General features: G+C 39.2%; 12 protein-coding genes. All 12 read right to left on the bottom strand.

The genetic code is table 11. The features are described 5' to 3' along the window. Positions 1 to 38: 38 nt before the first annotated feature. Complete coding sequence (gene hpt, locus K5Q14_RS03075; protein ID WP_220734366.1) at positions 39 to 602, bottom strand: hypoxanthine phosphoribosyltransferase; 564 nt, start codon at positions 600 to 602, stop codon at positions 39 to 41. After that, the gene (gene purB, locus K5Q14_RS03070; RefSeq protein WP_220734365.1) at positions 599 to 1,894 is read right to left on the bottom strand and encodes an adenylosuccinate lyase; all 1,296 of its coding nucleotides are present in this window, start codon (positions 1,892 to 1,894) and stop codon (positions 599 to 601) included. The genes hpt and purB overlap by 4 nt, the downstream gene beginning before the upstream one ends. Positions 1,895 to 2,060: 166 nt before the next feature. Continuing rightward, positions 2,061 to 3,278 carry an OFA family MFS transporter gene (locus tag K5Q14_RS03065; RefSeq protein ID WP_220734364.1) on the bottom strand — a complete coding sequence of 406 codons (1,218 nt, stop codon included), beginning with the start codon at positions 3,276 to 3,278 and terminating at the stop codon, positions 2,061 to 2,063. Positions 3,279 to 3,342: 64 nt separating this feature from the next. Beyond that, positions 3,343 to 4,146, bottom strand: a complete 804-nt coding sequence (locus K5Q14_RS03060) for an alpha/beta hydrolase (protein WP_220734363.1) — start codon at positions 4,144 to 4,146, stop codon at positions 3,343 to 3,345. A gap of 37 nt (positions 4,147 to 4,183) precedes the next feature. After that, on the bottom strand, positions 4,184 to 5,848 hold the full coding sequence (locus K5Q14_RS03055; RefSeq protein WP_220734362.1) for a formate--tetrahydrofolate ligase: 1,665 nt from the start codon (positions 5,846 to 5,848) through the stop codon (positions 4,184 to 4,186). A gap of 58 nt (positions 5,849 to 5,906) precedes the next feature. Further along, entirely contained in the window at positions 5,907 to 7,169 is a 1,263-nt protein-coding gene (gene purD / locus K5Q14_RS03050; protein ID WP_220734361.1) for a phosphoribosylamine--glycine ligase, read from the bottom strand. 166 nt (positions 7,170 to 7,335) lie between these two features. Beyond that, positions 7,336 to 7,797, bottom strand: a complete 462-nt coding sequence (locus tag K5Q14_RS03045) for an 8-oxo-dGTP diphosphatase (RefSeq protein ID WP_220734360.1) — start codon at positions 7,795 to 7,797, stop codon at positions 7,336 to 7,338. A gap of 65 nt (positions 7,798 to 7,862) precedes the next feature. Beyond that, the gene (gene purH, locus K5Q14_RS03040) at positions 7,863 to 9,389 is read right to left on the bottom strand and encodes a bifunctional phosphoribosylaminoimidazolecarboxamide formyltransferase/IMP cyclohydrolase (RefSeq protein WP_220734359.1); all 1,527 of its coding nucleotides are present in this window, start codon (positions 9,387 to 9,389) and stop codon (positions 7,863 to 7,865) included. Then, positions 9,386 to 9,976 carry a phosphoribosylglycinamide formyltransferase gene (purN, locus tag K5Q14_RS03035; protein ID WP_220734358.1) on the bottom strand — a complete coding sequence of 197 codons (591 nt, stop codon included), beginning with the start codon at positions 9,974 to 9,976 and terminating at the stop codon, positions 9,386 to 9,388. Before purN ends, purH begins: the two co-directional genes overlap by 4 nt. Next, positions 9,970 to 11,007, bottom strand: a complete 1,038-nt coding sequence (purM, locus tag K5Q14_RS03030; protein ID WP_220734357.1) for a phosphoribosylformylglycinamidine cyclo-ligase — start codon at positions 11,005 to 11,007, stop codon at positions 9,970 to 9,972. Before purM ends, purN begins: the two co-directional genes overlap by 7 nt. Next, positions 11,007 to 12,626 carry an amidophosphoribosyltransferase gene (gene purF, locus K5Q14_RS03025; protein WP_220734356.1) on the bottom strand — a complete coding sequence of 540 codons (1,620 nt, stop codon included), beginning with the start codon at positions 12,624 to 12,626 and terminating at the stop codon, positions 11,007 to 11,009. Before purF ends, purM begins: the two co-directional genes overlap by 1 nt. After that, on the bottom strand, positions 12,608 to 14,830 hold the full coding sequence (gene purL / locus K5Q14_RS03020) for a phosphoribosylformylglycinamidine synthase subunit PurL (protein ID WP_220734489.1): 2,223 nt from the start codon (positions 14,828 to 14,830) through the stop codon (positions 12,608 to 12,610). The genes purF and purL overlap by 19 nt, the downstream gene beginning before the upstream one ends. Between the last annotated feature and the right edge of the window lie 4 nt (positions 14,831 to 14,834).

The following is a 14,834-nucleotide window of genomic DNA, read 5'->3' as shown; positions in this document are numbered from 1 at the left end:
TGTTCTCAATGTTAAATAGCGAACAAAAAAAACGTCATTTACTTAATTAAATCTAACTTATCAAAATCCACAACAGCGATAACTGGTAAATTACGGAAAAAATTATTATAATCCATACCATAACCAACCAAAAACTCATCCGGCACATCTAAACCAAAATAATCAACTTCAAAATCAACCACACGAGCTGCTTTTTTATCGGCCAAAGCAACTGTTGTTACTGTTTTTGCACCTTTTAAATCAAAATAATTATGCAACCATTGCATCGTTCGACCAGAATCAATAATCTCATCAACAACAACGACATCACGTCCTGTTAAATCCATACTGACATTATGTACTACTTTTACTTGTCCTGTCGATTCAAGGCCAGAATAGCTTTTAACATCAATAAAATCAAAATCAACATCAAGTGGCATTTTACGTAGTAAATCTGTTGCAAAAATCACCCCACCCTTAAGCACCGCAATAAATATTGGGCGTTGTGGCTGATCTTCAAATTTCAATGTTAACTCATTTGCCACACGTTGTACTTGTGCTTGAATGTCAGTTTCGGTTGCCAAGACTGATTTGATAGCTGGGTGATTAATTAACGACCTCATGCCAAACCTACTCTCTTAAAGATTTCATCAACATGACGCAAATGATAATGATAATCAAAGGCGTCATCAATTTGTACTTTTGTTAAGTGTGATGCTATTGTGCTATCAGCATCAACAAGGTCACGAAACATCAATCTTTCATCCCAAGAACGGGCCGTTAATGGTTGTACAGTATCATAAGCTTGTTCGCGAGATAACCCCGCATCAATTAAACTCAATAACAGACGTTGCGAGTATATCAAACCATATGTACGATCCATATTTTTTCGCATTGTATCAGGAAAGACACCTAAATTATTTAAAATACTCGTATGACGTTGTAACATATAATCAATAATGGCAGTTGCATCAGCTAAAATAATGCGCTCTGCAGATGAATGTGAAATATCACGTTCATGCCATAATGTCACATTTTCTAATGCAGTAACAGCATAACCACGTAAAACACGTGCCAATCCAGTAATATTTTCATCACCAATTGGATTACGTTTATGCGGCATGGCAGAAGAACCCTTTTGTCCCTTAGCAAATCCTTCTTCAACTTCATGAATTTCTGAACGTTGCAAAGATCTAATTTCTGTCGCTAATTCTTCCATTTGTGTGCCAATTAAAGCAATGGTTTGAACGTAATCAGCATGCAGATCACGTGGCAAAACTTGTGAACCAATAGGTTGTGCGCTCAAACCAAGCTCTTTCATGGCAACTTCTTCGACAAACGGTGGCACATTCGCAAATGTGCCTACGGCACCAGACAACTTACCTGTTTCTACTTCTGCAGACACACGTTCAAAACGTTCAATTGCCCGAGTTGCCGAGGCATAAAAGCGTGCCATTTTCAATCCAAATGTCGTTGGTTCTGCATGTACACCATGTGTACGCCCCATCATAACTGTCTCTTTATATTGTAGGGCTAACTTTTTTATTGCTTCACGCCATGCTTGTAAATCTGCTTTAATAATAATATTAGCTTGACGTAAACGTAATGCTTGTGCTGTATCCACAACATCTGTTGAAGTTAATCCGTAATGAATCCATTTACGTTCATCACCAAGTGATTCTGAAACGTTTCGTGTAAACGCAACCACATCATGACGTGTTGACAACTCAATTTCAGCGATGCGTTTAGCATCAAATTTGGCATTGGCACGAATTTTTTCAAGATCGGCAGCTGGAATATGTCCTGCAGCAACCCAACCAGCATCAACGGCAATTTCAACATCAAGCCAAGTTTGATATTGATTTTGCATTGACCAAATGTCACGAAGCTCTTGACGAGAATAACGTTCTATCATTTTTAGATTCCTTTATGTTTTATTCTTTAACTATAATTGTAACAGTTAATTAAGTATTTGCATTCGTAATTTTATAAGTTTTATCTCACAAACAGAACACATTGTTCGTTAATTCTCAACCATGCTGCTATCATCAAAAAAAACTAAAGTTAGGCATGTGATTATTTTATTCAATCAATGTCTGTTTTGAGTTAACAACGGTCATTGAAATTATAAAAGCAATTGCATATAATACAGCAATAACGATAAATACCACCTTATAATCCATACCCAAGCCATGGACTATAAAACTAGCTAGTTGATTACCCGATAGTCCGGCTGCTGCCCATGCTGTCAACGCCATACCATGAATTTTTGAAATGGCATGCATGCCAAATCTATCTGCTAATAACGGTGGTAATGCCGAAAAGCCACCACCATATCCAGCATTGATTAAGAAAAATGCGGCAACAATGACGATTGGCATCAAAGTAGCCTGATCAGGTAACAAATAAGCGCTTAGTGCCATAATCAGAGACATAATAAAAATAACACGATAAATTGTATTACGATCCTTTAATCGGTCAGAAAAACTAGCAAATCCTACACGGCCAGCAGCATTGAAAAAAGCATCAATACTCACAATCGTTGTTATCGCTGCAACTGAGAATATAGCCGATCCATTACTTGTTTTGAGTCCCGTTAAAATATCTTTTTCTTGCGAAATAATAGCTAATCCTGCTGTAATGTTAAGATAAAACATCAGCCAAATACCAATAAAATTCGGTGTTTTCACCAAATTTAAAGGCTTAAATTGGTTTTCAAGCGGCTTTTCTTGCCAATCAGTTGGCTTCTTGATTAACATTGTGCCAACCAACATCATTACGGCAAAAACAGCCCCTAAAATAACAAACATCTGCCATAAACCAACATGAAGTTGCAAGCTAATCATAATGGGAGAAAAAATCATTTTAGCTAATCCAAATCCTGCTACAGCTAACCCTGTTCCAAGTCCTTTATTGTCTTTGAACCAGAGCATTAAATTTTTAACAGGCGTTAAATAGCCAATACCTAAGCCAATACCCATAATAACGCCATAAAAAATATAAATACCAAGTAATGATTTTTGATGAATACTAATGCCTGTTCCAATCATACCAATAACAAAAAATAACGTTGACAATAGTGCAGATTTTTTGATATCACGTTCTACAAAATGTCCTAAAGCCGCTGCTGACAATCCTAAAAATAAAATGGCAATTGAAAATGCCCATTCAACGTTTGGCACATTCGTGCCAATATCGTCCGCAATAGCCTGTTTAAAGACACTCCATGCATAGACTGTGCCAATACTGCCATGAATAAGTAAAGCCGGTAAGGCTGCCCGCACCCATTTATTTTCCACAATAATAATTTCCCCTTTTTGTTTTCAATTATCATTTAGCCATTGCTAACTCAGTTGCGTATATTTACGATAATCGTTTTTCTTGACGATAATTAATTGGCAACCATTCAAGAATACGCTCAATTTTTTTGTCCCAATAATACCAGTCATGTTCACCTGGACTTGTTTCAAAAGTGACATCATACCCTAATGACTTGATTTGCGCTATGGTACGTTGATTATTTTCAAACAAAAAATCCTGTTCACCAATCCATGCGTAAAGCTTTGGTAATGGCTTTTTTCCATTAGATTGCTTTTGTGCTAATGAAATAATATCATTCTCTGATCCTAAAAAATTTTTCAAATTTCCAAATATGCCTTGCCAATAAGCATCATTTTGCCATGTCTTTCGACCTGGAAAATCCGGATCTCCTATTAATGCACCAGATAAAGATGCTGCATAACTAAACTTTTCCCCACTAAAAGCCATTTTGAACGCGCCGTATCCGCCCATAGAAAGACCTGCAATAAAATTTTTGTCGCGTTTTTTTGAAATTTGTGGAAAAAGTGTCGCAACTTTTTTGGGTAATTCATCCATTAATGCATCAAAATAATTCATCCCATATTGGGTATTTGTGTACCAAGCTAAATCAGTTGCTGGCATCACAATTGCTATTGGCGTTTGTCGGATTAAACGTTCAATACTTGTTCGACGTGTCCATACTGCCTGATCTCCTGACATACCGTGCAATAAATATAAAACTGGTATATCTTGTAAATCAGCAGCCGTCCAGTTTGGATTATGATCAGATAATTCTGGCAAAATAACAGTCATCACACGATCCATCCCTAAAGTTTGCGAATAATAATTTACCTGTAAAAACGCCATAGTATCGCCTTTCTATTTTGTAACATCAAACTCATCTTCAAAAAAGACCAGTAATGACACCATTTTTATCAATATCAATATCCAACGCTGCGGGATGTTTTGGTAAGCCAGGCATTGTTAAGATTGATCCTGTCATAGCGATTAAAAATCCTGCACCAAGTTTCGGCACAAATTCACGGATATGAATCACAAAATTTTTGGGAGCGCCTAGTTGTTTAGCATCGTCAGACAATGAATATTGTGTTTTGGCCATAATAATTGGTAATTTATCCCAACCATGTTGCTTAAATGCCATTAATTGCCTTTGCGCAACTTGAGATAATTCAACACCTTGGCCACCGTAAATTGTTTGTACAATTTTGTTGAGTTTATCAATGGCCTCATCTGACGATTGATAAAGTGGTGTAAAGTCAGATTTTTGCGCGCTTTTTTCAATCACTGCTTCTGCTAATGCTTTAGCTCCAGCGCCACCTTTTGCCCAAACTTCAGTCGTATAAGCAGTTGCACCAAATTGTTCAACATAATTTTTAACAACCTGTAACTCAGCTTCTGTATCAGCAGTAAAGCGATTAATTGCAACAATAACTGGCACCCCATAACGGCTCATCGCTGTTAGATGTTGTCCTAAGTTTTCTAAACCAACTTTTAAAGCATCAACATTCTCTATGTTCAACTCTTTTAGCGGGACATTTCCGTGATGTTTTAACGCTCTAACTGTTGCAACAACGACGATTGTATCTGGTGTTTTACCTAACAATGGCACCTTAACATCTAGAAACTTTTCGCCTCCCAAGTCAGCACCAAACCCGGCTTCCGTTACCGCATAATCTGCCAATTGCAAAGCAGTTTTAGTTGCTAAAATTGAATTAGTTCCTTGTGCAATATTAGCAAATGGCCCACCATGAATAATTGCTGGTGTGTGGGCTAATGTTTGTACGAGATTAGGCTTGATGGCATCTTTTAACAGCACTGTTAATGCCCCAGCAACGCCTAAATCACTCACCGTTACTGGTTCTTTTGTATAAGTGTAACCAACAACGATGCGTGCAATGCGAGATTTCAAATCCATTAAATCGGTTGACAATGTTAAAATAGCCATCAGTTCTGAGGCTACCGTAATATCAAAGCCATCTTCACGCGGCACACCGGAAGTTGGGCCGCCCATGCCAATATTAATATGACGTAACGCACGATCATTGATATCTAACACACGTTTCCACAAAATACGACGTGGATCAATATTGAGCGGATTTCCTTGCTGTATGCTATTATCCAAAACAGCAGCTAATGTATCGTGGGCTGATGTTAAGGCATGAAAATCGCCCGTAAAATGTAAATTAATATCCGCCATTGGGATGACTTGTGCATATCCGCCACCAGTAGCACCGCCCTTCATTCCCATAACGGGTCCAAGAGATGGTTCACGTAAAGCAATCATAGTTTTTTTCCCAGCCATCTGTAAGGCATCAGCTAAACCAACAGTTACTGTTGATTTGCCTTCACCAGCTGGTGTTGGGTTAATTGACGTAACAAGTATTAACTTACCAAGTGTCTCGTCTCGCTTCACAGTGAGGTCTAGATTAATTTTTGCTTTATCATAACCATATGGTTCGATTTCATGCGCCTTTAATCCTGCAATCTCTGCAATCTCTGTAATTGGCTTAATAGCAGCCGTTTGAGCAATTTCAATGTCTGTTTTCATAGCAGTATACCTTCTTTTTACACTTACACCTCAGGTCATTTTCAAAAAATTCAGCTAATTAATCAAAAAAGGGTGTTTTTTCATGACTGACCGCTTGATAAGCAATGTCATGCCGATATTCTAGATTCGTCTCCAAAAGACTAATTTTATTGTAAACCTGTTTTTGTGCCAAAATAGCAGTAGTATCATGCCCAACAATGGTTACTACACGGCCGCCATTTGCTAAACCATTTTTGACACCAGCAAAATTAATAATTAAAGGTGTTACAGCTTCTACTGTTGGCACGATTGCACCTTTAACAGGTGCTTCTGGATAACCTGTAGCGGCTAAAACAACGCCAACATAAACATCATTTATTTGCCAGTGCGCTGTAGGGTGTTGACCAGTCATTAACTGACTGATTAATTCATAAAAATCACCGGTGTATTGTGGCAAAACCACTTGTGCTTCTGGATCACCAAACCGAACGTTAAATTCAATCACTTTTGGCCCGGCTTGCGTTAACATAACACCTGTATAGAGTACGCCAGAAAAAGGTGTGCCTTCTTTTTTCAAAGCATTAATTGTTGGTTCTACAAGTTCTTTAATCGCGCGATTTTTAACTTCATCACTAAGCCAACGCACAGGGCTATAGGCTCCCATGCCACCAGTATTTGGCCCTTTATTTTGATCAAAACGACGCTTATGATCTTGCGCCAACGGCGCATGTATTATCATGCCATTTTTTCCAACAAGAGAAAATATAGAAAATTCAACACCTTCTAAGTATTCCTCAATAACTAATTTTGTTGTGGGATTTTGCATGTATAACTCTGTCAAATAAGCATTGGCTGCTGTCAGATCAGTTATAATAGTGACCCCTTTTCCAAGGGCTAAACCATCAAGTTTGAATACAATTGGTAACCCGAAGTCCTGTAAAACATCAATTGCACTGTCTAGCGTTGATACAGTCACAGATTTTGCTGTTGGAATAGCATACTTTTGCAATAAATTTTTAGTAAAAGACTTTGATCCCTCTAACTGTGCTGATACTTTAGAGGGGCCAAAAATGGGCAACTCAGCTGCCTCAAATAAATCAACAATCCCTAATGTCAATGGCTCCTCGTTACCAACAAACGTTAAATCAACAGACTCAGATATCGCTAAATCACGAAGTTCTAATAAATTCGTTGCTGGAATTGTCACACGTTTTAGCCCTGCATCAGTCATACCATCATTTCCTGGTGCAACAATCACTGTCGTCACTTGATCACTACGCAAAAATGCTTGTGCCAAAGCGTGTTCACGTGCGCCAGAACCAATAATCAATACTTTTTTCATCACAGCCTCTAAATTATTTATTTTATGTTATATCCTATTTTATCAAATTTTTTCATGTTTTTGTTCGTTAATAAATTATTTTTTTCTCACAAAACGATATATTGTTCGTTATTAGAACGTTTCATGGTTATCAACTGCAAACTATCACTTAGTAACCGATGCATCTTTACAGCCACGTTACCGTGCGTTCACCCTGAAATACATCGCTTAGTGCAAGTTCGTTAATTTCTATCTCATCAAACACTGGTAACATTTCTAAAAAAGTTTGCGGTGTTATCATATCGCGCAGTGCGTCACGTGTTGTCCAAAATATGTCACCTTCTCGTCCTGATTGAATCGTACCGTGGTATTTTGTTGCCTTAAATAACATCACAATATAGCGCGCGCCATCAGTCAATGGCCATTCTTTGATGCCAACTAGTCGCGGATTTTCAATCGTTAAACCAGTTTCCTCGTATGCCTCACGAATGGCACTGGCTACAACTGTTTCGCCAGATTCGATGTGTCCGCCTGGAAAGGTCACGCCAGACCAAGTAGGATTCTTACGGTTTTCAACTAGAATTTCATGGGTTTTTGAATTTTCAATCATAATCATGTTAGTCAATTCGATTGGTGTTGTACGTGTCATTTTGATTCCTCTGTGACAAATTATAGCATACAAAAAGCGCTATACTCAGCGCTTTAAATTAACTTTTAATGTTTGAAGTGACGTGTGCCAGAAAATACTAACACAACCCCCAACTCATCTGCTTTTGCAATTGAGTCTTTATCTTTAATTGAACCGCCAGGTTCAACAATCGCTTTAATGCCATGGTTAGCCGCATAAGCCACAGAATCATCCATTGGGAAAAAAGCGTCTGATGCCAATACGGCTTCACTATAATCTATCTTATTTTCAGCCTTTTGTATCGAATAAACAACTGAATCAATGCGATTGGGTTGACCTGCACCCACGCCAAGTGTTTGACCATCACGTGCCACAACAATTGCATTAGATTTAACATGCTTAACAACTTTTTGTGCAAAAATCATTGCCCGTAATTGTTGTGCTGTTGGTTGTGCTGTTGATACAACTTCGAAATTAGCTTCTGATTCACCAATCAAGTCACGTTCTTGTACAACAACACCACCCAAAACGGAAGTAACCTCCAAATTTTGTGAAATTGTATTCGTAAATGGTAAAGTCAACAAACGTAAGTTCTTTTTTGCTGCCAAAATTTCAAATGCTTCAGGTGTGAAACTTGGCGCAATAATAATTTCTAAGAAAATGCCGTGCATTTTCTTAGCTGTTACAGCATCAACCTGACGATTCAAGGCCACAATACCACCAAAAATAGAAATATCATCAGCAGCAAAGGCTTTATCCCATGCTTCTTCTAAACTTCCCCCTTGTCCGATACCTGCCGGATTCATGTGCTTAACAGTGACTACAGTCGTTTCTTCAAATTCGGCAATAATACGCAAAGCGGCATCAGCATCACGAATATTATTATATGACAACTGCTTACCATGCAAAATATCGGCATTTAATACTGAATATGCTTCTGGTAAGGCAGTCGTATAGGCTGCCGCTTTTTGATGCGGATTTTCCCCATAACGCATATCATCAAATTTTTCAAATGGTATAGTTAGGTTTGTCGGAAATTCTGATTCCGTTAAATAATCAGCAATTAACGCATCGTAAGCAGCAGTATGCTGAAATACTTTTGCCGCTAATGATTTGCGGAATGTTTGGTCAACGTGATTGGCTTGTAATTTTTCAATCACAACATCATAATCAGATGGATCAACAATTGGTAAAACTGACGCAAAGTTTTTTGCGGCTGAGCGCAACATTGATGGGCCGCCAATATCAATATTTTCAATCGCTTCTGCTTCTGTGACACCGTTTTTTTGAATCGTTTCCTTAAATGGATATAAGTTGACCACAACCATATCAATTGGTGTAATGTTAAACTCAGCTAATTTTGCCATGTGGGCTGGTAAGTCACGTCGCGCTAGCAAACCAGCATGCACACGGGGATGTAATGTTTTAACTCGACCATCCAACATTTCTGGAAAATCTGTCACATCATCAATTGCAATCACATCTAAGCCTGCTTCAGCAAGCACTTTATGTGTGCCACCAGTTGAAACTAGCTCGTAACCCAATTCAACTAATTTTTTGGCAAATGGTACAAGCCCTTTTTTGTCAGAAACACTAAGTAATGCACGTGTCATTTTAAGAATACTCCTTCGTTAAGTAACTGTTCTAGTGTGTTTGGATACAAGACATGTTCAACATTATGAATACGAGTTTCCAAATCTTGTAAGGTATCGCTGGGTAACCGCTGCACTTTTTGTTGCGCAATAATTTTGCCTGTGTCAATGCCATTGTCCACAAAATGTACGGTTACGCCTGTCGTATTAACACCCGCTTCATAAGCATCTAAAATACTGTGCCTACCTGGGAAATTTGGTAACATCGCTGGATGTAGATTAATGATCTTACCAGAATAAGCACCAATTAAAGTAGGTGTTAAAATGCGCATGTAACCAGCAAGTAAAATGCCATCAACCGCATCTGTTTTCAACTGATTTAAAATAGCCTGTTCCGCTTCTGATTTGGTTTCATAATCTGAATATTTGATAAACGTTGCCGGAATGCCAAATATTTTTGATAAATTCAACGCCCCAGCAGCCGATTTATCGACTATTAAACGCACAATTTCAGCATCGAGATGTCGCTGTAAAATAGCATCGTGCAACGCTTGAAAATTTGTTCCCGTACCTGATGCAAATACAGCTAGCCGAACTGACTTTACCATGGCGCTACACCTTTAAATACAACATCTTCCTCTTGACGTGCGGTCATTTCACCAATGAGATACGCTGGCTGGTTGGCTTGAGATAATTGTGACATCACCTGCTGGCTGTTCTCCGATTTAACAACAAGTACCATACCTAAACCGTTGTTAAAGGTTAATAGCATATCTGCCACTGACAAGTCGCCTGCTTCCTGTAACATATTAAAAATAGGCAATACAGGCCATGAACCCCAATTAATTTCGGCAGACAACTTATTCGTATACGCACGCGGTAAATTTTCAATTAAACCACCACCTGTAATATGCGCCATTGATTGAATGCTACCCCGCGCAATGAGTGGCCAAACAGACTTAGCATATAAATTAGTTGGCGTCAGAAGAGTCTCTTGTTCCTCGATAGGTAGATGGTTAAAATCAGCATCAGTTTTAATACCTAACACATGGCGAACCAAAGAATAACCATTTGAATGAATACCCGATGATGGTAGACCAATTAAAACATCCCCTGATTGGACATTTTTTGGTTCTAATAACTGATCACGTTCAGCTACACCAACTGCAAAAGCGGCTAAATCATAATGATTTGGTGCATATAATCCTGGCAGTTCTGCACTTTCTCCACCAATAAGCGCCATTCCGGATGCTTTAGCTGCTTTGGCAATACCAGTAACAATTGTTGCCACAACTTCTGGCCTCATTTTATCAACTGCCAGATAATCTAACATAAAGGCCGGTTTTGCACCCTGTGCTAAAATATCATTGGCAACCATAGCCACTAAATCTTGACCAATCGTATCGTGTTTATTCGCAGCGATTGCGAGCAATAATTTGGTGCCCACACCATCAGCACCTGACACTAATACCGGATTTTTATAGTCTGACCCAAGTGCAAACGCTGCACCAAAACCACCTAAACCATCTAAAACGTTATCTGTATAGGTATCAGATACTGCGTCTTTCATCAATTCAACAGCCTTTTCACCAGCTTTAATATCAACGCCTGCTTGTTGATATGCGTTTTGCTCAGTCATTATTCTACTCCCTGAATTGTTTGTGAGTCTAAGTGAATTGTCCCATCTGCCAAAGTCTCTTCATTACGTAATGAGGCCACTTGGCGGGGATGATAAGTTGTTGTCGGTTCAGGCGCAAAATCAACAAGATCTTTTGCCACAAAATATGACAAACTCGCTGCATAATCATAAATCGGACTGGGGTAATGACCGTCAAAATAGGCAGTTGTTAACCCAGTACCTTGGCCATCGTAAGGTAAATCAATCGCCTTGACAAGTTGATCAACCGATAAGAAGCCAAGCGAATCAGCCTCTATTTTTTCACGCATACCATCTAATGTATTGTTAGCACCCATCAATTCTTTGGTTGTTTGCATATCAATACCATAAAAAGACGGAAATTTAAAAATTGGACTAGCAATACGCACATGCACTGATTTTGCGCCTGCTTCTTTTAACATACGTACAATAAACATTGAAGTCGTACCACGAACAATGGAATCATCAACTAAGACCACATTTTTATCACGCACAACATCTTTAACTGCACTCAATTTCATTCGTACGGCACGTTCACGTTTATCTTGTGTCGGTTCAATAAATGTCCGCGCGATATATTGATTCTTCACCAGGCCCATCTCGTTGGGTAAGCCAGTAGCTTCAGCAAATCCTGCTGCTGCAGATAAGCTTGAGTTCGGTACACCAACAACAATATCAGCCTCAGCCACCGGTTGCTCTGCAGCAAGTGCTGCGCCCATACGTTTGCGTGCTTTATGCACGTTGACACCATAGATTGTAGAATCAGGACGAGCAAAATAAATATATTCCATCGAGTCAATATGCAATGCGGTATTTTTTGTATAACTATCAATGGTCAGCCCATTGTCATCAATGACCAATAACTCACCAGGTTGGACATCTCGAACAAAACGAGCGCCAATCACATCTAGTGCTGCTGTTTCAGAAGTGACAATATAATTGCCTTCAGGCATTTGTCCAACAACAAATGGTCGAAATGCATGTGGATCAAGTGCCGCATACAAACCATGGGGTGTTAACAATAAATAAGCAAAACCGCCACGTACAATATTCAATGCCTCTTTTAATTTGTTCACAAATGTACTTGCTTTTGATCGTCGAATCAAATGTAACAAAATTTCAGAATCAGATGAACTTTGAAAAATAGCGCCCTCTTCTTCTAAATCTTTTCGTAAAGACATCGCGTTTGTTAAGTTACCATTATGCGCTAGAGATATTTGCATATCGTGAAAATTAACCATAAGGGGTTGAATATTTTCAACACCGTGAGAACCCGCGGTAGCATAACGCACATGACCAATTGCAGCTGTTCCAGTTAATGCTTCAATACGTGCGGGATCTCTAAAGACATCGCTCAGTAACCCCAAACCACGTTCCTGCCAGAGATGACCATTGTTGTTTGCAACAATGCCTGCACCTTCTTGACCACGATGTTGCAAAGCATGCAAGCCATAATAAGTGAGTTGAGCAGCATCTTGGCGCCCCCAAACACCAAAAATACCACACTCTTCATTTAGGCTACGTACGTTCACACGTGTTTTTTCAGTTTGTTGGGCTAATCGTTGTGCGATTTGTTGTTGCTCTAACCCTTTAATTGCCATGAAATACTCTCCTGATAAACTGTTTGAATTTCTTCACGTGATAAAGTAATCGTTTGTGTTAGTGTCTTAATGACAACATCTGACTCATTTGTTACTGACCCGATTTTTGTTGCCTGTTTTCCTGCTATATGTTCAAAATCTGCGACTTTAGTCTGAGGGACACTGACAATAAATCGACTGGCCGTTTCAGAGAACAGATACTTATCCAATTGTTTCGTAATGACATCAAAACTCAAATTACCAGCAAAACTACTTTCTAATAAGCCGACAACCATGCCACCTTCTGAAAGGTCATGTGCACTGGCAAGTAGGTTTTGCGCAATGGCTTTACGAACTAATGATTGTGACGCTAACTCTGCTTCGTCATCAAATTCAAATAATTGGCCACTGATTTGCCCTAATTGTAGCTTTTGAATTTCTGAACCATTAAAGCTATCTGTTGTTTCTCCGATTAAGTAAATAGCATCACCAGCATGTTTGAAAGCAATTGTTGTTGCTTGGTTAATATCATCCAATAATCCAACCATACCAATCATAGGTGTGGGATAGATTGCTTGACCATCAGTTTCGTTATAAAGGGATACGTTGCCAGAAATAATAGGCGTGTTGAATTGTTTGGCCATATCATTAATACCGGCTACCGATTGATCTAGCTCATAATATACTTCTGGATTATCAGGTGAGCCAAAATTCAAACCGTCTGTAATCCCAATTGGCAGAGCACCCGTGGCTACAATATTGCGTGCAGCTTCAGCAACTGCCATTTTTGCACCAATATGTGGGTTCAGGTACAAGTAACGCGCATTAACATCTGTCGTCATTGCTAAAGCCTTTTTGGTACCACGCACACGTACCAAACTTGCATCCCCGCCAGGTTTAATTACGGTATCAGCACGCACCATGGCATCAAAATGTTTAAACAACGAAGCCTTGGAAGCAATAGTCGACTGTGCCATTAATGCCTTAATTGTTTCCTCAACTTGAGACATGTCAGGTTGATATTGTGCATCTGAAAATTCTGACAGCCGTTTAGGCGCAATCATTGGTAGATTTTGCTTTGGTGCATGTGTTAAGAAATTAATGGGTACATCTGCGACAGTGTTACCTTCAAACTCTAAAATATAACGACTATTATCTGTGACTTCACCAATAATGACAGCATCCAAATCAGCTTCTTGAAATAAATCAATAATTGGTTGTTCTTCCCCATGTTTAACAACCAACACCATACGTTCCTGTGATTCTGAAAGCATCAGCTCATAAGGTGTCATATGTGACTCACGTTGTGGTACAAGATCCAAGTTCAACGTAATGCCCATACCGGCTTTAGCTGCCATTTCCGAACTTGATGATAATAGACCTGCAGCGCCCATGTCTTGAATACCAACAATAATATCAGAATGATCTTTAACAGCCTTAAGCGTTGCATCCATCACTAATTTTTCTAAAAATGGATCGCCAACTTGCACAGCAGAACGATCTGATTCTTGCTCCGTTGAAAATTCAGCAGATGCAAATGAGGCACCATTAATGCCATCACGACCTGTTTTTGCGCCAACATAAATAATCGAATTGCCAATGCCCTTGGCTTGTCCAACTTGCATCGCTGTTTGATCAATTAACCCAACGGCCATCACATTGACCAATGGATTACCAGCGTAAACAGCATCAAAACTGATTTCGCCACCAACTGTTGGAATACCAATAGCGTTGCCATAACCGGCAATACCGGCAATCACGCCATCAACAATATGTTTAGTATGGGCATTATCTAATTCACCAAAACGTAATGAATCTAATACAGCAATTGGCTGGGCTCCCATTGAAAAAATATCGCGTAATATACCACCAACACCAGTTGCAGCACCCTCATAAGGTTCAACAAAACTAGGATGATTATGACTTTCTGCTTTAAATACGACCGCTTGACCGTCACCAATATCTAAAATACCAGCGCCTTCGCCCGGACCTTGTAATACACGCTCATTAGTTGACCAAAATTTGCGTAAAATTGGTTTGGACTTTTTGTAAGAAACATGTTCAGACCACATACCAGAAAAAATGCCAGCTTCAGTAAAATTGGGTAAACGTTTTAACTCGGTCACAATGAGATTGTATTCTGCCTCAGTTAATCCCCACTGGGTATAAATCTTAGAATCGCGTACCTGCTCTGGTGAGAGCTCACTATTGATGACTGTTGCCATTTTT

Origin of the sequence: Leuconostoc inhae, assembly GCF_019656015.1 — a bacterium.
GTDB classification, from domain to species: Bacteria; Bacillota; Bacilli; order Lactobacillales; family Lactobacillaceae; genus Leuconostoc; species Leuconostoc inhae_A.
The sequence above is the reverse complement of the archived record's forward strand: the minus strand, read 5'-3'. Positions and strand labels throughout refer to the sequence as shown.